Origin of the sequence: Rhodopseudomonas sp. P2A-2r, assembly GCF_026015985.1 — a bacterium.
In the GTDB taxonomy this organism is placed as follows: domain Bacteria; phylum Pseudomonadota; class Alphaproteobacteria; order Rhizobiales; family Xanthobacteraceae; genus Tardiphaga.
The window spans coordinates 2,051,195-2,072,928 of sequence record NZ_CP110389.1; the positions used below are offsets into that span (position 1 = coordinate 2,051,195).

Sequence of the window (21,734 nt, forward strand, 5' to 3'; positions counted from 1 at the left end):
GTTGCCGGGCCTTATCGAGGATTACGCGCTGATCGGCGACTGCGAGACCGCGGCGCTGGTCGACCGCAACGGCTCGATCGACTGGCTGTGCTGGCCGGCCTTCGATTCCGATGCCTGTTTCTGCGCGCTGCTCGGCGACGAGAGCAATGGCCGCTGGCAGATCGCGCCGGCGGCGGAGGTGATCCGTTGCTCGCGCCGCTATCGCGGCGACACGCTGGTCCTGGAGACGCGCTTCGAGACTGCCGACGGCGTTGTCACCCTGATCGACTTCATGCCGCCGCGCGGCGTCGCTTCCGACGTCGTGCGGCTGGTACGCTGCGAGCGCGGCAGCGTCGCCATGCGCATGGATCTGGTGATCCGCTTCGGCTTCGGCATCGCCATTCCATGGGTCAAGCGGACGGACGACGGCGCGCTGCTTGCGATCTGCGGGCCGGACATGGCCGTGCTGCATACGCCGATCGAGACCCACGGCGAGAACATGACCACGGTGGCGGAGTTCACCGTCACTGCCGGCGAGACCGTGCCGTTCGTGCTGACCTACGGGCCATCGCACCTGAAGGTGCCGGCAGAGATCAATCCCTTCGCCGCCTTGAAGGACACCGAGGACTTCTGGTCGGAATGGTCGAGCCGCTGCAACCATGAGGGCGCCCTTCGCGACCTCGTCATGCGCTCGCTGATCACGCTGAAGGCCCTGACCTATGCGCCGTCCGGCGGCATCGTTGCAGCGCCCACGACATCGTTGCCCGAGAAGCTTGGCGGCGACAGGAACTGGGACTACCGTTTCTGCTGGCTGCGCGACGCCACCTTCACGCTGCTGGCGCTGATGAACAGCGGCTACACTGATGAAGCTGTGGCCTGGCACAACTGGTTGCTGCGCGCCGCCGCCGGCGCGCCGGCCAACATGCAGATCATGTACGGCATCATGGGCCAGCGCCGGCTGCTGGAATGGGAGGCCGACTGGCTACCGGGCTATGAGGGTGCGCGGCCGGTGCGGGTCGGCAACGCCGCCCACGCCCAGCTGCAGCTCGACGTCTACGGCGAACTGATCGACGCTTTCCATCAGTCGCGTGCGGCGAAGCTGAAGCTTGACGACGGCACCTGGGCGGTGGAGCGCGAGGTGCTGGAGCATCTGGCCTCGGTCTGGAGCCAGCCGGACCACGGCGTCTGGGAGCGCCGTGGCGACGGCCAACACTACGTGTCGTCGAAAGTGATGTGCTGGGTGGCGTTTGATCGCGGCATCCGCAGCGCCGAGATGTTCGGCCTGCAGGCGCCGCTGTCGAAGTGGCGGGCGATCCGCGCCGCCATCCATCACGATGTCTGCGAGAAGGGCTTTGACGCCGAGCAGAACAGTTTTGTGCAGTCCTATGGTTCACGGGTGCTGGATGCCAGCATCCTGCTGCTGCCTGCAGTCGGATTCCTGCCGCCGTCGGACCCGCGCGTGCTCGGCACGTTGGCGGCCTTCGAAAAATACATGATGCCCGACGGCTTTGTGCTGCGCCACGACCCGCGCGAGGTGACGACGGAAGTGCAGCCGATCGAGGGCGCCTTCCTCGCCTGCAGCCTGTGGCTCGCCGATGCCTATGTGCTCACCGGCGAGATCGCCAAGGCGGAAGCGCTGTTCGACCGCGTGCTCGGCATCGCCAACGACGTCGGTCTGCTGGCGGAGGAATACGATACGGTTGCCAAACGCCAGACCGGCAATTTTCCGCAGGCGCTGACCCATATCGCCGTGATCAACACTGCGCACAACCTCAGCAATGCCAAACGCGAGGCCGACAAGCCGGTAATGCAAAGGTCGAAGTAATTAACCTCTCCCCGCCTAGCGAAGCTTCGCTTCGCCGGGCGGGGAGAGGAAAAGCAAGCTCAGCTCACCCCTTGCTCTTCTTCAGGATCAGATCCACCGCGCCGGCAAAGCCCTCGTCCTCGTTCGAAGTGGTGACATCGGTCGCCCGCGCCTTGACCTCGTCGGTCGCGTTGCCCATGGCGACGGACAGGCCTGACACCTTGAACATCGGCAGATCGTTCTGCATGTCGCCGATGGTGGCGATGGCTGAGGTGTCGATGCCGAGGCGCCTCGCCATGGCCTGCACGAAAGTGCCCTTGTCCTGGCCGGGCGGCGTGACGTCGAGATAATAGTTCTGCGAACGCACCGCGACGGCCGTCTGGCCGAGCGACTTCTGAATCGCCGCCTCGCAACGTGCCAGCAGATCGAAGTCAGCGCTGGCGCCGACGATCTTGCAGGCGCCGTCCAGGTAGGGCGCGAATTCGTCCACGACCACCGGATCGTGCTGGATGGTGTCGCGTTCGTGCGGCACGTATTTGCCGTCGTCGCGGCGGATCATCCAGGCGTCGTTGGTGAACAGCCAGATGTCGACGCCGAATTCGTTGAGCACGTCGAGGCTGGTCTGCACCGCGGGTGCCGGGATCAGATGCTGTTCGAGCGGTTGCAGCTCGGGGGTGACGATCGAGCTGCCGTTGAACGCGCCGATTGGCAGCGCGAGGCCGAGCGGCGCGACGAGAAACCGCATGCCGACGGTGGGCCGGCTCGAGGTGATGGTGAAGCCGATCCCGGCGTCGCGGAGCCGCCGCACTGCCGCTCTGGCGTTGTCGGTCAGGCGCTTGTCCTTGGTCACCAGGGTGCCGTCGACATCCGAGACGACCAGTGCGATGCGGGTCATGGGTTCTTCCTGTTAGGCGCGCCGGCCGTGCCGGGCTGCAACTGGGCAATGATAGCATCGACGATCGCCTCAACGGAGGCATCGATCGAGACTTGGATCGGGTTTTCGTCGGGACCCGGCGGCTGCAGCGTCGCGAACTGGCTGTCGAGCAGGCCCGGCGGCATGAAGTGGCCTTTTCGCGCGCCCAGGCGCTGCGCAATCAGCGCGCGGCTGCCGTCGAGATAGACGAAACGGACATCGTCGCGGCCGGCGAGCAGCACGTCGCGATAGGCGCGCTTGAGCGCCGAGCAGGCGACAACGAGATGGCCGCCGCTCCCGCACATCCGGCCGATCTCCGCGGCGATGGCCCGCAGCCATGGCCAGCGGTCGTCGTCGGTCAGGGGATGGCCGGCGCTCATCTTCGCCACGTTGCTGGCCGGGTGGAACCGGTCGGCGTCCTCATAGGTCCAGCCGAGGCGCGCGGCGAGGGATTCGCCAATGGTGCTCTTGCCCGATCCCGCCACGCCCATCACGATCAGCGCGCAGGGCGCCTGGCGATCATCCATGAAAATTCTCCGGCAGTGCCGCGCTGTCGCAGAGCCAGATGGTCTCGCCGTCCGTCGCCCGCGCGCGGTTGGCGGGAAGGTCCTCGCCGGCGAGGATGCGCGTCAGGATCGGGCGCTTGTCGGCGCCGCTCAACTCGAACAGCATCTCGCGACACGATGCCAGCGTCGGCAGCGTCAGGCTGACCCGCGGCACGAATGGCGCCACGTGCGCCTCCGGCACGCCGACCACCCAGCGATCTGTGACGTCGACGGCAGGATAGCCGGGAAACAGCGAGGCGACATGGCCGTCCGGCCCGACGCCGAGCAGCACCAGGTCGAATAGCGGCTTGGCCGGATCGAGCGCGTCGGCGCCATAAAAGCCTTTCAGCTTTTCCTCATACAGCCGCGCGGCTTCGTCGGGGCTCGCCGACTCCGTCGCGATCGGATGGATGTTAGTCGCGGGCGCGCAGCGATCGAGAAAGATCTGCCGTGCCATGTTCATGTTGTTGAGCGGATCGTCGGCTTTGACAAAACGGTCGTCGCCGATGAACCAGTGCACGCGATCCCACGGGATCTGGGCTCGGTAAGGCTCCTTGCCCAATAGCTCATAAAGCTGCTTCGGGCTGGAGCCACCTGTGAGGCAGATGGCGATCCGGTCCGGATTGTCGTCGATGCGGGCGATGACGCGTTCCGCTGCCGCGGCAGCGAGTGCGGCCGCATCGCTCACTTCGATGGTGTGGCGTACGCGTGCGACCATCAGCTCAGCTTGCGCCAGGCGCGGCCGTCGCGCTTCATCAGCTCATCGGCTTCGCGCGGTCCCTCGCTGCCAGCCTTGTAGCTCTTCAGGCCGTCGGAGCCGGCGTTCGCCCACGCATCCAGGAACGGCTGCACCGCGCGCCAGCCGGCCTCGACGCTGTCGGCGCGCTGGAACAGGATGTTGTCGCCGATCATGCAGTCGTAGATCAGCGTCTCGTAGCCGGTGGATGGCTCGGCCTTGAAGTAGTCCTTGTAGCGGAACTTCATCTCGACGCCGTCGATCCGCACCGCGGGGCCGGGGATCTTGGTGTTGAACTGCAGCGCGATGCCCTCGGTCGGCTCGACGCCGATCACCAGATAGTTCTGTGCCAACGCCTCCACCGGCGTGCCCTGGAACATGGCGAACGGCGCCTGCTTGAACTTGATGGCCACCTCTGTGCGCTTGATGCCGAGCGCCTTGCCGGTGCGCAGATAGAACGGCACGCCGGCCCAGCGCCAGTTGTCGATGACCAGCTTGAGCGCCGCATAGGTCTCGGTGGTGCTGCCGTTGGCGACGTCCTTGGTCTTGTGATAGTCCTCGATCACGGTGTCGCCGATGGTGCCGCCGAGATATTGCCCGCGCACGGAGTTGTGCAGCGCCTCGGTCTCGCTTTCGAGCTGGATGGCCGCCAGTACATCGGCCTTGGCGGCGCGAACGGAATGGGCGTCGAAGCGGGTCGGCGGCTCCATCGCCACCAGCGACAGCAACTGGAACAGATGGTTCGGCACCATGTCGCGCAGCGCGCCAGTGGCGTCGTAGAAGCTGCCGCGGTGGCCGACGCCGAGCTTCTCGTCGACGGTGATCTGGACGTGATCGATGTGGTTGCGATTCCAGATCGGTTCGAACATGCCGTTGGCAAAGCGCAGCACCAGGATGTTCTGCACCGTCTCCTTGCCGAGATAATGATCGATCCGGTAGATCTGGTGCTCGGTGAGAATCTCCAGCAGTTCGGCATTCAACTTCTTGGCCGACTCCAGGTCGGTGCCGAACGGCTTTTCCACCACCAGCCGCCGCCATGCGCCGTTCTCCTGCAGCATGCCGGTGCGGCCGAGCTGGCGGGCGATTGGCGCGAAACCATCGGGCGGCGTCGCCAGATAGAACAGCCGGTTGCCCGCGGTCTCGCGCCGCTTCTCGAGCGCATCGAGCTCGTCGCGCATCTTGTCGAACGACGCCGGGTCCTGCGGATCGGCCTCGATGCTGGTGACGCATTCCAGCAGCCGCTCGGCGATGGCGTCGTCCACGGGACGTGTGGCGAATTTCTTCAGGCCGGCGAGCAGGCCCTCGCGCAGCTCATCGGCGGACATCGCCTTGCGTGCGATGCCGACCACGCAGAACTTGTCCGGCAGCAGGTTCGATGCGGCGAGATTGTACAGCGCCGGCATCACCAGCCGGTGGGCGAGGTCGCCGGTGACGCCGAAAATCACGAAGGAGCAGGGGTCCGGTTTGGTGGTGTCGGTCTTTGCGTCTGTCACGTCTAATCTGCCTTCGGCTTGACGATGTCGGGCGCGTTCTGGCGCACGGGGTGCGGATGCTGCTCCGGCTCCTTGTGGCCGCCAAAGCCGGCGCGCATCGCCGACAGGATCTTTTCGGCGAAGGTATGCTCCTTGCGCGAGCGGAAACGGGCGAACAACGCGGCGGTCAGCACCTCGGCCGGCACGGATTCGTCGATCGCCGCATTGACGGTCCAGCGCCCTTCCCCGGAATCTTCGACATAGCCGGAATAGGTATCGAGAGTTTCGTTCTTGGCCAGTGCCGAGGAGGTGAGGTCGAGCAGCCAGGACGGGATCACGCTGCCGCGGCGCCACACTTCGGCAATGTCCGGCAGGTTGAGCGTGAAGCGATGCGCCTCCGGCAACACGTCGAGATCGGCATTCTTCAGGATATCAAATCCTTCGGCATATGCCTGCATCAGCCCGTATTCGATGCCGTTATGGACCATCTTGACGAAGTGGCCGGCGCCGACCGGGCCGGCGTGGATGTAGCCATTCTCCACGCGCGGGTCGCTGTTGTCGCGGCCCGGCGTGCGCGGGATGTCGCCGATTCCCGGCGCCAGCGTGGCGAAGATCGGGTCGAGCCGGTCGACGACCTGCTTGTCGCCGCCGATCATCATGCAGTAGCCGCGCTCGAAGCCCCACACGCCGCCGGAGGTGCCGACGTCAATGTAATGGATGCCCCTTTCCTTCAGCGCCTTGCCGCGGCGGACGTCGTCCTGCCAGAACGTATTGCCGCCGTCGATGATGACGTCGTCGGGCTCCAGCAGTTTGGTCAGTTCTTCAATGGTTGTCTCGGTGATCTTGCCCGCTGGCAGCATCACCCACACCGTGCGGGGCTTGCCGAGCTTGCCGACAAACTCCGCCAGCGACGCGCCGCCGACCGAGCCTTCTGTCGTCAGTGCCGCCACCGCCTTCGGGTCCCGGTCGTAGACCACGCTGGTGTGGCCGTTCTTCATCAGGCGGCGGACGATATTGCCGCCCATCCGGCCGAGGCCGATCATGCCGAGCTGCATCTGACTATCCTTGTTATTAATTGAGTGCGGCGGCGATCGCCTTGTCGAGCATCGCCAGCCCGGCATTGACGTCGCCCTTGAGATGGATGCGCAAGGCGCGACGGCCGCGCTCGGTCAGCACGTCGAAATCGCCGCGCGCCTGCGCCGCCTTAATGATTCCGAAGCTGGCCTTCTGACCGGGCACCGCAAGGTCGGCGGCGTTTTCCGCGGTGATCTGCAGGAACACGCCGCTGTCCGGTCCACCCTTGTAGGCCTGGCCGGTCGAATGCAGGAAGCGCGGGCCGAATTCGGCGACGGTGGCGACATGCCGGCTGTCGCGCACCGCCATGCGCATATGCTCCAGCGTCTCCCGGTGCGCGGCGTCGCGGTCCACATAGGCCAGCAGCGCCACGTAATCGCCGGTGCCGGCACGGGCCAGTTGGGCCTTCAGCCATGAGCCGAGATCGCCGTTGGCGCCGGTCTTGCGCAGCGCGGCGGCGTTTTTTCGTCGGTGTAGAGGTCGACTTGCGGCGTCGAGATCACCGGCGTCTCAGGCGGCAAAGTGCCGGTCTTCTCGAACGATGCCGTGAGATCGCGGGTCTTGATCTTGGCGGCCTCGACGTCGGGCTGGTTGAACGGGTTGATGCCGAGCAGCGAGCCCGCCACCGCGGTGGCGATCTCGAAGCGGAAGAACTCCTGGCCGATGTGGTCGATCGACTTCATGACGATGCGCGCCACGGGATGGCCGGCCTTCTCCAGTGCGGCGAGCTTATTGTCGTGTGCCGCATCGGTCTCGCCGGCGGTGCGCAGGTCGATGAAGAAGCGATCCTGGCCGTAGACATCAGGCGCGCCCAGCGTCTCGCCATCGATCGGCACCAGGCCCTTGCCGTCCTTGCCGGTGGATTCGGCGATCAGCTGCTCCGCCCAGGCACCGAAATCGGCAATGGCGGGCGACGACAGGATCGTCACCTTGTCGCGGCCCTCCAGGCCGGCGCTGCCCAGCGCGAGGCCAAGCTGCACGCCGGGATTTTCCGACGGCGGCACGTCCGGTCCGCACGAGCGCACCATGGATGATGCGAGGTCGAGCAGTTTCCTGAGATCGATGCCGGCTGCGGCGGCCGGCACCATGCCGAACGGCGATAGCACCGAATAGCGGCCGCCGATGGAGGGATCGCCGTGGAAGATGCGGGCGAAGCCCTGCGCCTTGGCGGCCTTCTCCAGCGCTGAGCCGGGGTCGGTGACGGCGACGAAGTGCGAGCCTGCCTTTTCGGTGCCGACCGCCTTGGTCACTTCCGCGAAGAAGTAGTCCTTCATCACATTGGGTTCGGTGGTGCCGCCGGATTTGCTGGAGACGATGAACAGCGTCTTCTCCAGCTTCACCGCGGCAGCCATGGCGCGGACCTGCGCCGGATCGGTGGAGTCGAGCACATGAAGCCGGGGAAAGCCCGTGATCTTGCCGAAGGTCTGCGCCAACACTTCCGGCCCGAGGCTCGATCCGCCCATGCCGAGCACGACTGCGTCGCTGAAGCCCTGCGCCTTCACCCAGCCGGCAAAGCCGTCATAGTCGGCAAGCTTTGATGTCTCGGCGGCGACGCTATGCAGCCAGCCCAGCCACTTGTCCTCGTCGCTGCCGGTCCAGACCGATCTGTCCTTCTGCCAGAGACGGCGGATCTTGGCCGACTTGCGCCATTCCTCGGTCGAGGCCGCGACCGACTTGCCGATGCCGTCGCCGAGCGACAGTTTCTGCGCATCGATGGCGTCGGCCATCGAGGCGGCGCGCTTGTGCGCCACCGCGCCATAGAGCTTGTCGGCGGCGTCGGCGAACTGCTTGACGCCGTCGGCCACCAGATCGGTGGTGATCTTGTCCAGCGAGATCCCGGTCTTTTCGAGATCGGCGAGAATCTGCCGGGCCTCGCCGACATTCTCCTCGAGGCTGTCGCGGATCAGGCCGTGGTCGCGGAAGGCGTCGAGCGTTGCCGGCGGCACGGTGTTGACCGTGTTCGGCCCGATCAGCTCCTCGACATAGAGCGTGTCGCGATAGTCCTTGCTCTTGACGCCGGTGGAGGCCCACAGCAGCCGCTGCGGCTTTGCCCCTTGGCGGCGAGCTTGTCCCAGCGAGCCCCGGAAAACAGTTTCTTGTAGTCCTGATAGGCCAGCTTGGCGTTGGCGATCGCAACCTTGCCCTTCAGCGCGGCGAGCCGCGCCTTCTCCGAGGGATCGTTGGCCTTGGCGATTTTCTCGTCGAGTTGCTTGTCGACCTGCGCATCAATGCGGCTGACGAAGAAGCTGGCGACGCTGGCGATGCGGCTGGGATCGCCGCCGCCGGCCACATGGGCTTCGAGCCCGGCGAGATAGGCTTCGGCGACATTGCGGTAGGACTGCTGCGCGAACAGCAGCGTGACGTTGATGCTGACGCCTTCGCGGATCAGGTGCTTGATCGCCGGCACGCCTTCGGTGGTCGCCGGCACCTTGACCATCAGATTGGGGCGGGCCACGTCCTTCCACAGCCGTTCGGCCTCGACAATGGTGCCCTTGGTATCCAGCGCCAGATAGGGCGACACTTCGAGGCTGACGAAACCATCGGCGCCATCGAGGCGGTCATAGACCGGGCGCAGCACGTCGGCCGCGTGCTGGATGTCTTCCACGGCCAGGCGCTCGAACAGGTCGGCCACGGGCAGGTCGCCGGATTGCAGCGCCTTGGCGATCGGCGCGTCATATTCGTCCGAGCTGCCGATCGCCTTTTCGAAGATCGAGGGGTTGGACGTCACGCCTTTGACGGCGTCGCTGTCGATCAGCTTCTTGAGGTCGCCCTTGGCGACGAAGCCGCGGGCCAGAAAGTCGAGCCAGATAGCTTGACCATGCGATTCAAGTGCTTTGACAGGGTTCATGATGCCTTGTTCTGTTCGATCTGATGGTCGGCTGCGTCCATCGGGGAGGGGACGCCGCGGACCATGACGGCGCAAGTACCGCCAGTCCGTACCTGATGATCGCCCCAAAACATGACGTCTTGCAAGCCAAAGGGTTCCATCCCGGCAGGGATCACAATATCGCGTTTGCGTGTGCGCCGGATGACGTCGGAAATGCGCACAAAATTGGCAGCCGGGTCGCGCCCGAAATGCCGATGACCGGCACTACGGCCGCAGATAGAGATAGCCCTGCGCCTGCAGTTCGGCGATGCGCACCACGCCGCCGGAATCGGCCGTGACGAAGCCGGGCTGCAACTGCGGCAGCGTCACATTCTGCGCCTTCATCGTGTTGCCGCAGGCGGCCATGTCGAGCCCGGCTTTGGAAAGATGTCCAAGACGCGCGGTGAGGTCGGGATTGGCGGAGGCCAGGTGGAAGGCGCGCAGCGCCGGGCCGTGCACCACCAGCGCCAGGGTGACGTTCGCCGGCCCGCCCACGCCATCATAATGGTTCTGGATATTGCCCAGCACGAAATTGACGCGGTCGAGATCGTTGAGGTGGTAGACCACCTTGAGCTTCCTCGCGGGCGTCGCATCCGTCGTCGCCGCGCTGGCGCGGGTCGCAAGGCCGGCGCCGATGGCCGATATCGCCGCCCACAGCATGCCGCGCCGGTTCATGATCCGCTCCGCTATTTCTGCCGCATCGCGGCGCGCTCGTCGGCATCTTCGACCAATGATTCGCATCCCTTCAGCGCGGTGCGCTGCAGCCGGAACATCCTGTCGTCGCTGCCGCCTTCCAGTTGCTGGCTTGTTTCGTCGTCGGGCTTGGCGTTCTGCCAGATCCGCACGCGTTCGACCCGCACCAGCGCGCCGTCGCCGTCTTTGGGCAGGCCGACGCTGATGCCGCCGCCGTCGCATTCGACGCTGCAGGTCATCCGCAGCTCGCCGTCGGTATATTCGTTCTGGGCACGGTTGCAGTAACCGCTGGAATCCCAGTCGCCCTTGCGGTCGCGATATTTGAAACCGAGCTTGAAGGAGTAGGGCTCGCGGTTCTCGGCCGAAGGTCTTCGCGCGATGACCAGCAGCTTCATGGCGCTGACCTTCTGCCGGCCATGCTGCGCCAGATGCGCGGTATCGTAGCGCCGCTCGAAGCAGGCATAGGTCATGTCCGCGTCCATCGTGCCTGCGAACAGCTTTGCGTCGAAGGCCGCGCTTGCCGCGGTATCGATCTGTTTCGGCTCGTCCTCGGCGCGGGCGGCGCTGCTGCCGATAACGGCCATCAGCAACGCGGCAGTGAGCAGCTTGAGGCAGGAGCGTGGCATGATGCGATCCGCAGGATGGATGCCTCGTGGGGCAGGTCTCACCTTGGTCGCGGCGATGCCGGAAAGCGTTCAATCGTCGCAAAATCTCGTGTCCCGGGCGCGGTGCACTGCTATCGCGCAGCGATAGTGGTGCGCCGCAGACCCGGGACCCACTCTGTCTTTGCTGGGCGTATGGGTCCCTGTGTAGTCGGGATCTGACATGATGGGTGCGGGCGGGATGCCGTTGGGCCCCTGGTCATGAAGACCGTGATCCGGCTTGGCACCCGCCCGCGCTACATTACCCACACCTGAACAGTTGATCGAGGCCGTTCGCCGCGGACCTCGCAGCACAGGGACAGGCATCATGATCATACATCCTGGCTTCGTTGGAATCGATATCTCCAAGGACTTTCTTGACGTCTTCGACAGCAACATCGGCACGGTGCGCCGCATCGACAACCTCCCCGAGGCGGTCAACGCCTTGATCGCGGGGTGGGCCGGCAGCGATGTATTCGTGCTGTTCGAGGCCACCGGCCACTACGACAAGGCGCTGCGCCGGGCCTTGAGCGCAGCCGGCATCGCTTTCGCGCGGGTCAACCCCGCCCGCGCCCGGGATTTCGCCCGCTCCATCGGCTTGCTCGCCAAGACCGACGCAATCGACGCGCGGATGCTGGCGGCGATGGCCCAATGCCTGCGGCCCGGCGCCGACGGCACCACCGACCCGGCGCGGGAGCAGCTTGCCGACCTGCACAAGCGCCGCGATCAGCTCGTCGCCTGCCGCAAGCAGGAGCGCACCCGCCTTGCCGCAACCGGCGCCGACCTGCTGGACGAGCTGATGCAGCATATCGCCTGGCTCGATCAGGCTATCCAGCGCATCGATCGGCGGATCGCCACCCTGATTGCCGGGCAGCAGGGCCTGCACGCCGCACAACGCCTGATGCGCTCGGTGCCGGGCATCGGCCCGGTTTGCGCCGCCACGCTGTTGGCACTGATGCCGGAACTCGGCTCCCGCTCGCCAAAGGCCATCGCCGCTTTGGCTGGACTGGCGCCCTTCAATGTCGATAGCGGCAAGTTCCGCGGTGCCCGCAAGATCCACGGCGGCAGGCGCCGGGTCCGCGAAGCCCTCTACATGGCGGCCGTCTCCGTCACTCGAACCAAATCCCGGTTCGCAGCAGCCTATCGTGCCCTGAGAGACGCGGGCAAACCCGCCAAAATCGCCCTGATCGCCGTCGCTCGCAAGCTGCTCGTCACCCTCAAGGCGGTGCTTCGTGATCAAGCGCCCTTTCACGCTTGATCACGAAAATTACAGTTGCCGGATCTGCGAAGCAGCGCAAGCGCGCTGCATCGTGTCCGGGACAAGTGCCCGGTGCGTCAGAGATCCGCCTTCGCCAGATCCCACATCAGCCGGTACGTCCCGCTGGAAATCAGCGTCGCGCCGGTCGCGGCAATGACCGCATTGAAGCGGCCCGCCATCAGCCAGGCCACGACATCCGGATCGGTGCCGTCGATCAGCACATACCAGTCGCGCGCCGCCGGGTTGGGCGCGGCGGGATCGTCGGTGAGCGGCTTCGACAGCGCCGGGTCGCTCTCCATCAGATGCATCGAAATGATGCCATGGATCATGCCGGGGTCGAGCAGGGCGGCGATGCCGTCGCGCAGCGCATAGATCTCGCGCTCCGGCGGGCGGATCCGCACCAGTCCGAGCGCCGCGCCGCGGCCGGTGCCGCGGCTCACGGTAATCCGCGCCACCGAGCGCAGCATGTTGCGGAAGCGGCCGATATTGGTCTTCGACCAGGCGGTCTGGTTGGCCAGCGCCGTGCGATAGGCATCGCTGTTCAAGACGTCGAAAGTCGCGGTCGAATACAGGCCGAGATATTTCGGCGCCGCGTCGACGGCGACATAGCGCCGGGCCTCGAGAAAGCCGGGGATCGCGACGCGCTCGGCAAGATGTTCGCGGTCGTACCACTGGTTGAATTCGGCCTCATGGGCCGGGTCGATATCCATCGACGTCATCAGCATTCCCAGTCCGGCCATCGGCATCGTGCGGTCTTTCAGTAGGGCGGAACAGCAAAGCGTATTCCGCCGCAATAGCGGATAGGGCTGGCGGATTAATATGATTTCAGTTGCGACGCGATATCCGCCACGGCCTTCATCACCGCGTCGCGCACCCCGGGGTCGTACAATGTGTGGCCGGCGCCCTCAACCATCCGCACCTGCGCATCCGTCCACACCGCGGCGAGGGCATGCGAGGTCGACGGCGGACACAGGAAGTCGAAGCGGCCCTGCACGATCAGGCCGGGGATGCCCGCGAGCCTTCCGGCCTCGGCCAGCAACTGGCCGGGCCGCATGAAGCAGCCGTGCTGGAAGTAATGTGCCTCCATGATCGGCGTCGACGGCAATGGCCGGGCGGAATTCGTGAGCGCCGGCAGGTCGAGCCGGGTGCGCGCCGGCGCGTGTTCCGACAGGATGCTCTCGGTGCCGTGCCAAGCGCGGGCCGCAGGCGTGTGGATGGCCGGATCGGCGTCGAGGATGCGGCGATAATAATTCGGCAACGGCGCGGCGCGCTCGTCCGGTGGCAGCACGCTGAGAAAATCCTCGTACAGGCCGGGATAATGCCGCGGCAGCACGTCGAGGAACGCACCGTCCAGCTCTTGCGCCGTGCCGAGGAAGGTGGCGCGCAGCACGATGCCGCTGATGCGGTCGGGATGCGCTTGCGCATAGGCCAGCGCCAGCGTCGCGCCCCAGGAGCCGCCGACCACCAGCCATTTTGCGAAGCCGAAGCGTTCGCGGATCGTCTCCATGTCGGCGATCAGGTGCGCTGTCGTGTTGGCCTCGCGCAGGCCTTTCGGGCGGCTGCGCCCGGCGCCGCGCTGGTCGAACAGCACGGTGTGGAAACGCTGTGGATCGAACAGCCGGCGATGATCCGGCTGGCAGCCCGAGCCGGGGCCGCCATGCAGATAGACCGCGGGGATGCCGTCGCCGCGGCCGACGCTCTCCACATAGATCTCGTGGCCGTCGCCGACCGCGAGATGCTGCGTGGTGAGGGAGCAAAGGGATCGTCGGCGAGGCTGGCTGCTTTGCGCGGGTCGGCGTCAGGCGCCATGGTCGTCGTCCGTCTCCAGCGTGCCGCCGGCAAAATTGCGATACAGAAAGCGCGTGTTGTCGGCGGCGGATTCGGTCTCGGCCATCTTGAAGATCTGTGCATGCATCGGCGACAGCGTGCAGGCCGGGTCGGTATTGCCGGCATCGCCGGTCAGCGCAAAGGCCTGACAGCGGCAGCCGCCGAAGTCGATCTCTTTGAACGCGCAGCTGGCGCAGGGCTCGGGCATCCAGCCGGTGCCGCGATAGCGGTTGAAGGCCTCGGAATTCTGCCAGATCCAGGCGATCGAATGATTGGAGCGCACCGATTCGAAGTCGAGTCCGGTGATGGTCTCGGCGGCATGACACGGCAGCACCTTGCCGGTCGGCGAGATGTTGAAGAACTGCCGGCCCCAGCCCCCCATGCATTTCTTCGGCCGCAACGCGTAGTAATCCGGGACCACATAGTCGATATCGAGAATGCCCTTCAGCCTGACCACGGCGTCGTCGACGATGCGGCTGGTCTCCTCGATCTGCGCGAGCGTCGGCATCAGGGCGGCGCGGTTCTTCAGCGCCCAGCCGTAATATTGCACATTGGCGACTTCCAGCCGGTCGGCGTCGAGGTCCACCGCCATCTGGATGATGTCGGCGAGCTGATGCAGGTTCTGCCGGTGCATGACCGCATTCACCGTGAGCGGCAGGTCGAGCTCGCGGGTCCATTTCGCGACCTCGAGCTTCTTCTCGTGGGCGTTCTTCAGCCCGGCGACGCGGTTGGCGACGATCGGCTCGTTGCCCTGGAAGCTGATCTGCACATGGCACAGCCCGGCATCGGCCAGCGCCGTGAGTTTCTCGCGCGTCAGCAAAACTGCCGATGTGATCAGGTTGGAATACAGCCCGACGTCGGTGGCGTGCTGCACCAGTTCGACGATGTCTTTTCGCGCGGTAGGTTCGCCGCCGGAAAAATGGATCTGCAGCACGCCGATCTCGGCGAGCTCCGTCAGAACCTTCTTCCATTCGTCCGTGGTCAGTTCGTTGCTGGAGCGCTCCAGCTCCACCGGATTGGAGCAATAGGGGCATTGCAGCGGGCAGCGATGGGTGATCTCGGCCAGCACCGCCAGCGGAATGCCGAACGTTTCCGCGGTGGAGCGGCTCCTCTCCATGATCGCCAGCCCGTCGGTCGGGTCTGCGAAAACAGGACTGGCATCGGTGAGAGTCGGGCTCATGCCGTCTTCTCCTTCGCTTGCGTCAAAAATCCCTTGTCGGCGAGGTCCTGCAGCATGGCGATCACGTCGTTGCCGATGTCTTCGCGCGGCGCCGCATATTTCGCCGCCAGCAGGTCGATCATGTCGGCCACGCTGCGGGCGCCGTCGCACAATTGCAGGACTTCCACCGCGATGTCGTCCGGCGCCAGCACGCGTTCCGGTGCCAGGATTACCCAGCGCTGCCTGGTATCGTCGAACTTCAGCCTGGCATGGCGCGGCAGCACGGGCCGGCTGGCCTCGTCAACTTGCATGCGGCGGCTGCGCGGTTCGGTCATGGCGTCTCTTTAGCTGGCCGCGGGCACGAAGGCGCCCGGCGGCACGTGGCCGTTGACATAGGCATGATGCAGCGCATCGAGCTGCACCCAGAGCACGTTGGTCTTGAAGATCAGCGCGTTGCACACCGCCTCGCGTTCGGCCGGCGTCCTGGCGTGCTGCTTGACATAGTCCAGTGCGAAATTGGCGTCGCGCGGCGCCTGGGTCAGCCGGCGCTTGAAATAGCTCATGATCTCCGGATTGACGAAGTCATAATGCTTCAGCATGCCGGCGATACGTTCTTCGTGCAGGTTCGGCGCGAACAGTTCGGTCAGCGAGGAGGCGATCGCCTCCAGCGGGCTCTTGTCGCGGACGAAATGCACATAGGCATCCACTGCAAATCGCGTCGCTGGCAGGATGCCCTCGGCGGATTCCACATAGGCGCGGTCGAGGCCGAGTCCTTCGGTCAGCTTCAGCCAGCGCTCGATGCCGCCTTCGCTGTCGGCATCGCCGTCATGGTCCTCGATGCGGTGCCGCCATTCGATCCTTGTGGCGCGGTCGCGGAAGCGCGAGATCACCACGGCGTCCTTGATGGGAATGCTGCTCTGGTAATAATAGCGGTTGAGCGCCCAGGCCTGCACCTGGCTCTTGTTGAGTTTGCCGCCATGCAGCAATCCGTGAAACGGATGCAGGTTATGATAGCGGGTTGCGCCGATCTGTCGCAGCGTCGCTTCGAGATCCTCGGCGCTGTCGAGCCGGGTGGAGGTGTCCAGTGAAAAGGCGGTGGTTGCGTTCACAGCGTGATCTCCATCCCGTCTGCAGGAATTTGCCAACCGGCGCCCTCGGCCACCGCGCGTTCGACGGAATCGGGACGAAGCGCCGGATTCGAATTGTTGATGTGCAGGAAAATCTTTCTTTCGACATTGACTTGGGCCAATGCGGCGATGGCGCCATCGTCGCCGGACATCGCGATGTGCCCCATGTTCTGCCCGGTCTTGTGGCCGAGGCCCTGCGCGATCAGTTCGTCGTCGCGCCAGACCGTGCCGTCGAAGAACACCAGCGGCGCACCGTCCAACCGTGCCGCGAGTTCCGGCGAGACCCGCGCGCAGGCGGCGATGAAGTACAGATGGCGCCCGCTGCTCTTGTCGGCGATGCGCAGGCCGAGCGTGTCGCCGGCGTCGTCGCCGCCGGTCGGATGCGCCTTGCCTTCGAGATACCAGGCGCCCTTGCCGGGCACCGCGAACGGCAGCACTTCGAGGCCGGAGGCCGAGCCATCGACCAAAGTCGGCTCGAACGCCTCGTCGATGCGGATCGGCTTGCGGCGCACGTTGGTCTCGCTGAGCACGTTGAAAATGCTGTTGTCCTTGAGGATCGCCAGCACGCGATCATGTGCGTAGACGGTAAATGGCGAGCCTTCGCGCATCGACAAGAGGCCGGCGACAGCATCGACCTCGCTATTGGTCAGGATCACGCCGGCAATCGGGCTATGACGCAGATGGCCCGGTCTCGGATGCAGCTGCGGCGTCGCGGTGATCTGCTGGCGCAGATCCGGCGAAGCGTTGATGAGGAACCAGTTCTGATTGTCGGCGCTGACCGCGATGGACGCCTGGGTGCGGCGCAATGCGTTGTGCAATTCATTGTGATTGCGATGGTCGCCACGCGCCGCGACACAATTGGCGCATCCGCAATTCCATTGCGGAACCCCGCCGCCCGCTGCGGCCCCGAGAACGACAACATTCAACATGACATCGCTCCGGGGCCTCAGCGACAGGACGTCTTCAGGTCGTGAAGGCGTCTGTTCCGCGCAGTCTGACTTACTTGCGCGCTGCGCAGGCGTACATGTTGATTTCCATGCCGACTTGCACTTCAACGATCTTAGGTGCTTTCCAGGCCATCATTATCTCCCACATGTTCTGCAGCCATACGCTGCAGACCATAACTCTAATACCCGGCCGGTAGTTCGTCACCTGTTTCATCACAAATTCGGTCACGCTGCGTCGCACAATAAGCGCGCCTTGCCGTTGCCTTATTGCAAATATTCTTGCACCGCACATATGGCGGAAGCGCGCCCCCAACCAGCAAAGTCCCGTGCCCATGCCCCGTTATTTCTTCAATACCCGTCTCGGCGACGATCTGGTCCCCGACACCGAAGGCGAATTGTTGCGCGATCCCGATCAGGCCTGGAAGGTCGCGCGCGCCATGATCCGGGAGTTGCTGCAGACCGAGGCCACCGACGCCAAGCTTTTGAGTGCCGCGCTGGAGGTGACCGATGAGCACGGCGAGATCGTGCTTGAGTTTCCATTCAGCGAAGCCCTGCTGGATCTTCCGCAGCAGACGCGCCACTGACGTCATGCCGCGGCGCTGCGGGCGCACCGCGCCGCAATATATTTTTCGGCTGTGCGTCGGCGTCGGAATATCGGAAAGTCCCTCCGCCCCCGGGGTCGGCATGCGTGCCGTCTCAAGCAATGGGCACCTTGATGGGAGGAACCGATGTCAATTCACGCGACCGCGCGTCTGGCTCTGCTTGCCAGCGCCTTCATCAGCCTGTTTGCGCTCGGCGCCGCGGCGCAGCAGCCGGCCAATGTGCCAGCCGCGCCCGCGGCTCTGCCGCCGGGATCGCCGTTGATCGGCCGTCCCGCCGACAGCCCGGCCGCCGCAAAACTGGCGCCGGTGGCGCCGCCGCCGATTGCCTCCGCCGCCGACAAGCTGCCCACCGCCAAACTGAAGCTGCCGCCGGGCTTCAATATCGAGGTCTACGCCGCCGGCATGGCCAATGCGCGCACCCTGCGTGAAGGCGATAAGGGCACAGTGTTCGTGGGCTCCCGGCTCGTCGACAAGGTCTATGCGGTCATCAACAAGGACGGCAAACGGTCGGTCAAGGTGCTGGCCTCGGGCCTGTACCGGCCTAACGGTCTCGCCTTCAAGGACGGCACGCTGTACATTGCCGAACTGTCGAAGATCTCGAAGATCGACAAGGTCGAGGACGTCCTCGAGAATCCGCCGAAGCCGAGCGTGATCTACGACGACCTGCCGAAGGACGAGGCCCATGGCTGGAAGTTCATCGGCATCGGCCCGGACAACAAGCTCTATGTCCCGGTCGGCCAGCCCGGCAACAACGTGCTGCATGACGACGCCCACGGCCAGATCCGCCGCATCAACCTCGACGGCTCCGGCGCCGAAGTGGTGGTGCGCGGCATGCGCAACAGCGTCGGCTTCGACTGGAATCCCGAAACCAAGCAGATGTACTTCACCGATAACGGTCGCGACTGGGTGTCGGAAACCGTGCCGGAGGACGAACTCAATCGCGTCAGCAAGGACGGCGAGAATTTCGGCGCGCCCTATTGCCTGCAGGGCAATATCCTCGATCCGGAATTCGGCTGGGGCAAGTCCTGCGCCGACTACACCGCGCCGGTGGCGCTGCTCGGTGCCCACACCGCGGCGCTCGGCATGCGATTCTACACCGGCAAGATGTTTCCCGCCGCCTACAAGAACGCGATCTTCATCGCGCGCCACGGCTCCTGGAACAAGTCGCAGAAGCTCGGCGGCGACGTGGTCGTGGCGAAGCTGAACAAGGACGGCACGGTAAAATCCGTCGAGCCGTTCCTCACCGGCTTCCTCGACAACAACAACTATCTCGGCCGTCCGGTCGACGTGCTGCCGCTGAAGGACGGCTCGCTGCTGGTGTCCGACGACTGGAACGGCGCGATCTATCGCATCACCTACGGCAAGCCGAAGGTGGCGGGGCAGTAGGGCTCCTTCACCTCTCCCCGCCTGCGGGGAGAGGAGCGCACCGCCGGTGCACCCGCTTGGCCAGCCGAAAGTTCAATCGATGCGTCTGCTATTTGCGTTCGTCCTGTCCTTCATCTCAACATCGTCCCTCCACGCCGCAACCATCGCCGAACGTGCCGCGCCGTGCCTCGCCTGCCACGGCGACAGCGGCACGTCGCCAACCGAAAACATCCCCTCGCTCGGCGCGCAGCAGCCGGCCTACACGCTGATCCAGCTCTATATGTTTCGCGAACGGCTGCGCCTTGCCGATCCCATGAACGACATGGCCAAGGCGCTCACCGACGACGACCTGCGGTTGTTCTCGGATTTCATTGCCACGCTGCCGAAGCCGCAGCCGCCGGCCGAGGCCGGCGAGCCGGCACGGATGCAGCGCGCGAAAGCACTGACCGTGCAGTTTCACTGCGACTCCTGCCACAACGCCGACTTTGCCGGCCGCGACAACATTCCGCGCATCGCCAATCAGCGCGAGGACTATCTCAACAAAACGCTGCGCGCCTACAAGGACAACAGCCGCCACGGCTACGATGCCACCATGGCCGACGTGATGCAGTCGGTCTCTGAGGTGCAGATCGATGATCTCGCGTATTTTCTGGCAAGGGTGAAGTAGACGTCGCCACTTCGTCCGCGCTCAGTCTGTCGTCCCCGCGAAAGCGGGGACCCAGTAAACACAGGCGCCAGCGATCCAAGCTCACGCACCTGTGTTGACTGGGGCGCCCGGTCCTGGCGCGCAATTGCGCCAGGCCGGGCGATGACATCGCGTCTGGTGGCGGCTACCCACTCAAAAATCTCTTGATATAAATCCTATTTAGGACTATTAGTTTCTCGTCCTGCTCAACGAGGGGCGCTGTCATGAGGCGTCTTGAGGGTGGAGCAGGATGCGGTGTCCCGCGCGTGTGCCTCGCAAGCACACCCCGGGAGGCTGGAGGTCACCGTCCGGGCCCTACTACGGGGGCTCTGCCGCTCTGTGTCGGCTGGACGTGGACAGTGACAAGGCGGGGAAAGCCCGCTGGAAACTGTCCCGGAAGAACGGTCCCTCAGCCATAAACCCCGCGGTGGCGCGCCCGCAGGCGCCGCGATCCGCAGTAATGCGGCTCGCGTCCCAACCACCACAACCGCGCCTGCCGGCGCCCCGCTCCCCTCATGTCCCGAGGGGAGGACTGCTCATACCTCGGACGCATCATGCGCCGCGAGAATGCGGGAGCTTGGCCGATTGGCCTTCTCGCCCCGGCTGCGATAACAACCCATCGAGCAAGGAGCACTGCATGAACGATCTCTGGCGTCTGTCGGCCACCGACCTGGCCGCGCTGATTCGCAACCGCAAGGTCTCGGCAAAGGAAGCGACGATCGCGGGCCTGGCGCGGCTCGACGCGGTCAATCCGGCGATCAACGCCGTGGTCGAGCATCGCCCGGACGAGGTGATGGCGCGGGCCGAGGCGATCGACGCGGCGATCGCGCGTGGCGACGATGTCGGGCCGCTCGGCGGCGTGCCGGTGACCGTGAAGGTCAATATCGATTATGCCGGCTACGCCACCACCAATGGCGTCAACATCCAGCGCGGCATCCTGCCGACCGCCAACAGTCCGGTGATCGACAATCTGCACAAGGCCGGCGCGGTGATCCTCGGCCGCACCAATTGCCCGGCCTTCTCCTATCGCTGGTTCACCACCAACCAGATTTACGGCGATACCAAAAATCCGCGCGATCCCTCGCTGACGCCGGGCGGTTCGTCCGGTGGCGCAGGTGCCGCGGTTGCCGCCGGCATCGGGCATATCGCCCACGGCACCGACATCGCCGGTTCGATCCGCTATCCCGCCTATGCCTGCGGCGTGCATGGCTTGCGGCCGACGCTCGGCCGCATCGCCGCCTACAACGCCGCGCTGCCGGAGCGCATCATCTCCGGGCAGATCACCGCGGTGTCCGGGCCGCTGGCGCGCACCATCAACGATGTCAGGCTCGGCCTGGCGGCGATGGCGCAGCCGGACGTGCGCGATCCCTGGTGGGTGCCGGCGCCGCTTGTCGGCCCCGCACGCGACAAGCGCGCGGCCCTGTGCCTGCGGCCCGACGGACTCGAAATATCAGCCGAGGTCGAAGCCGCCGTGCGCGACGCCGGCCAGCGGCTGCAGGCGGCCGGCTGGATCGTCGAGGAGGTCGGCAATACGCCGGCGCTGCGCGAGGCCGCCGACCTGCAGACCCAGATCTGGTTCGGCGACGGCTACCAGGGCATGGTCGATGCTGCCGAGCGCGAGGGCGATCCCGGCGCGATCGCCTGCCTGCGCGGCCAGAAGCGCAAGCTGGAGGGTTTCGAGAATGGCGGGTTGTCGCGGGCGCTGGTGCGCCGCTCCACCTTCGTGCGCGACTGGGAACTGTTCCTGCAGACCTATGCGGTGGTGCTGATGCCGGTGTCCGGCGAGTTGCCGTTCCCCGACGGGCTCGACCTGCAGGGCGACGCGGCGTTCGAGCGGGTGTGGCGGGCGCAGATGCCGCAGATCGGCATTCCCTTCATGGGCCTGCCGGCGCTGGCGGTGTCCACCGGCATGGTCGGGCCCGTGCCGGTCGGCGTGCAGGTGGTGGCCGGCCGCTACCGCGAGGATCTCTGCCTCGCGGCCGGCGAGGCGATCGAGGCGGGTGGACCTGCCGTGTCGGTGGCCGATCCGGTCCTGGCGTGA

Annotated in this window: 19 protein-coding genes and 2 pseudogenes; 6 read left to right on the top strand and 15 right to left on the bottom strand. The window is 65.4% G+C overall.

The features are described 5' to 3' along the window. Position 1 precedes the first annotated feature (1 nt). Complete coding sequence (locus ONR75_RS09635; RefSeq protein WP_265082384.1) at positions 2-1,804, top strand: glycoside hydrolase family 15 protein; 1,803 nt, start codon at positions 2-4, stop codon at positions 1,802-1,804. Positions 1,805-1,868: 64 nt separating this feature from the next. On the opposite strand, the gene ONR75_RS09640 is transcribed toward ONR75_RS09635, so the two are convergent. The 8 genes and pseudogenes from ONR75_RS09640 to ONR75_RS09675 all read right to left on the bottom strand — a co-directional run bounded on the left by ONR75_RS09640 (position 1,869) and on the right by ONR75_RS09675 (position 10,708). Continuing rightward, positions 1,869-2,678 carry an HAD family hydrolase gene (locus tag ONR75_RS09640; RefSeq protein ID WP_265082385.1) on the bottom strand — a complete coding sequence of 270 codons (810 nt, stop codon included), beginning with the start codon at positions 2,676-2,678 and terminating at the stop codon, positions 1,869-1,871. Beyond that, positions 2,675-3,223: a gluconokinase gene (locus ONR75_RS09645; protein ID WP_265082386.1), complete on the bottom strand. Its 549-nt coding sequence runs from the start codon at positions 3,221-3,223 to the stop codon at positions 2,675-2,677. Before ONR75_RS09645 ends, ONR75_RS09640 begins: the two co-directional genes overlap by 4 nt. Beyond that, on the bottom strand, positions 3,216-3,959 hold the full coding sequence (gene pgl / locus ONR75_RS09650; RefSeq protein WP_265082387.1) for a 6-phosphogluconolactonase: 744 nt from the start codon (positions 3,957-3,959) through the stop codon (positions 3,216-3,218). The genes ONR75_RS09645 and pgl overlap by 8 nt, the downstream gene beginning before the upstream one ends. Further along, entirely contained in the window at positions 3,959-5,470 is a 1,512-nt protein-coding gene (gene zwf / locus ONR75_RS09655; RefSeq protein WP_265082388.1) for a glucose-6-phosphate dehydrogenase, read from the bottom strand. Before zwf ends, pgl begins: the two co-directional genes overlap by 1 nt. A gap of 2 nt (positions 5,471-5,472) precedes the next feature. Beyond that, on the bottom strand, positions 5,473-6,504 hold the full coding sequence (gene gnd / locus ONR75_RS09660) for a phosphogluconate dehydrogenase (NAD(+)-dependent, decarboxylating) (protein ID WP_265082389.1): 1,032 nt from the start codon (positions 6,502-6,504) through the stop codon (positions 5,473-5,475). 16 nt (positions 6,505-6,520) lie between these two features. Next, positions 6,521-9,371: pseudogene (locus ONR75_RS09665) on the bottom strand (bifunctional transaldolase/phosoglucose isomerase). Positions 9,372-9,614: 243 nt separating this feature from the next. After that, on the bottom strand, positions 9,615-10,064 hold the full coding sequence (locus ONR75_RS09670) for a DsrE family protein (protein ID WP_265082390.1): 450 nt from the start codon (positions 10,062-10,064) through the stop codon (positions 9,615-9,617). Positions 10,065-10,075: 11 nt separating this feature from the next. Further along, positions 10,076-10,708 carry a hypothetical protein gene (locus ONR75_RS09675; RefSeq protein WP_265082391.1) on the bottom strand — a complete coding sequence of 211 codons (633 nt, stop codon included), beginning with the start codon at positions 10,706-10,708 and terminating at the stop codon, positions 10,076-10,078. A gap of 343 nt (positions 10,709-11,051) precedes the next feature. Between ONR75_RS09675 and ONR75_RS09680 the strand changes: the two genes are divergently transcribed. Next, positions 11,052-11,981 carry a transposase gene (locus ONR75_RS09680; protein ID WP_265082392.1) on the top strand — a complete coding sequence of 310 codons (930 nt, stop codon included), beginning with the start codon at positions 11,052-11,054 and terminating at the stop codon, positions 11,979-11,981. A gap of 77 nt (positions 11,982-12,058) precedes the next feature. On the opposite strand, the gene ONR75_RS09685 is transcribed toward ONR75_RS09680, so the two are convergent. From ONR75_RS09685 to pqqA, 7 genes and pseudogenes are all read right to left on the bottom strand, one after another. Beyond that, positions 12,059-12,727: a DUF4286 family protein gene (locus tag ONR75_RS09685; protein WP_265082393.1), complete on the bottom strand. Its 669-nt coding sequence runs from the start codon at positions 12,725-12,727 to the stop codon at positions 12,059-12,061. Positions 12,728-12,795: 68 nt separating this feature from the next. Further along, a pseudogene (gene pip / locus ONR75_RS09690) lies at positions 12,796-13,790 on the bottom strand (prolyl aminopeptidase). Beyond that, the gene (pqqE, locus tag ONR75_RS09695) at positions 13,780-14,988 is read right to left on the bottom strand and encodes a pyrroloquinoline quinone biosynthesis protein PqqE (protein WP_265082394.1); all 1,209 of its coding nucleotides are present in this window, start codon (positions 14,986-14,988) and stop codon (positions 13,780-13,782) included. Before pqqE ends, pip begins: the two are co-directional and overlap by 11 nt. Then, positions 14,985-15,302, bottom strand: coding sequence for a pyrroloquinoline quinone biosynthesis peptide chaperone PqqD (pqqD, locus tag ONR75_RS09700; protein ID WP_265082395.1), 318 nt, complete (start codon positions 15,300-15,302; stop codon positions 14,985-14,987). Before pqqD ends, pqqE begins: the two co-directional genes overlap by 4 nt. A 9-nt stretch (positions 15,303-15,311) precedes the next feature. Continuing rightward, entirely contained in the window at positions 15,312-16,076 is a 765-nt protein-coding gene (gene pqqC, locus ONR75_RS09705) for a pyrroloquinoline-quinone synthase PqqC (protein WP_265082396.1), read from the bottom strand. Beyond that, complete coding sequence (gene pqqB, locus ONR75_RS09710) at positions 16,073-17,023, bottom strand: pyrroloquinoline quinone biosynthesis protein PqqB (protein ID WP_265082397.1); 951 nt, start codon at positions 17,021-17,023, stop codon at positions 16,073-16,075. Before pqqB ends, pqqC begins: the two co-directional genes overlap by 4 nt. A gap of 70 nt (positions 17,024-17,093) precedes the next feature. Beyond that, a complete protein-coding gene (gene pqqA / locus ONR75_RS09715) occupies positions 17,094-17,174 on the bottom strand; it encodes a pyrroloquinoline quinone precursor peptide PqqA (RefSeq protein ID WP_265083606.1) in 81 nt (26 codons plus the stop codon). Positions 17,175-17,373: 199 nt separating this feature from the next. On the opposite strand from pqqA, the gene ONR75_RS09720 reads away from it, so the two are divergent. The 4 genes from ONR75_RS09720 to ONR75_RS09735 all read left to right on the top strand — a co-directional run bounded on the left by ONR75_RS09720 (position 17,374) and on the right by ONR75_RS09735 (position 21,734). Next, positions 17,374-17,625: a DUF6894 family protein gene (locus tag ONR75_RS09720; protein ID WP_265083607.1), complete on the top strand. Its 252-nt coding sequence runs from the start codon at positions 17,374-17,376 to the stop codon at positions 17,623-17,625. 144 nt (positions 17,626-17,769) lie between these two features. Further along, positions 17,770-19,029 carry a PQQ-dependent sugar dehydrogenase gene (locus ONR75_RS09725; protein ID WP_265082398.1) on the top strand — a complete coding sequence of 420 codons (1,260 nt, stop codon included), beginning with the start codon at positions 17,770-17,772 and terminating at the stop codon, positions 19,027-19,029. Positions 19,030-19,108: 79 nt separating this feature from the next. After that, positions 19,109-19,675 (top strand): c-type cytochrome, encoded by a 567-nt coding sequence (locus ONR75_RS09730; RefSeq protein ID WP_265082399.1) that lies wholly within the window; start codon positions 19,109-19,111, stop codon positions 19,673-19,675. 655 nt (positions 19,676-20,330) lie between these two features. Then, positions 20,331-21,734 carry an amidase family protein gene (locus ONR75_RS09735; RefSeq protein WP_265082400.1) on the top strand — a complete coding sequence of 468 codons (1,404 nt, stop codon included), beginning with the start codon at positions 20,331-20,333 and terminating at the stop codon, positions 21,732-21,734.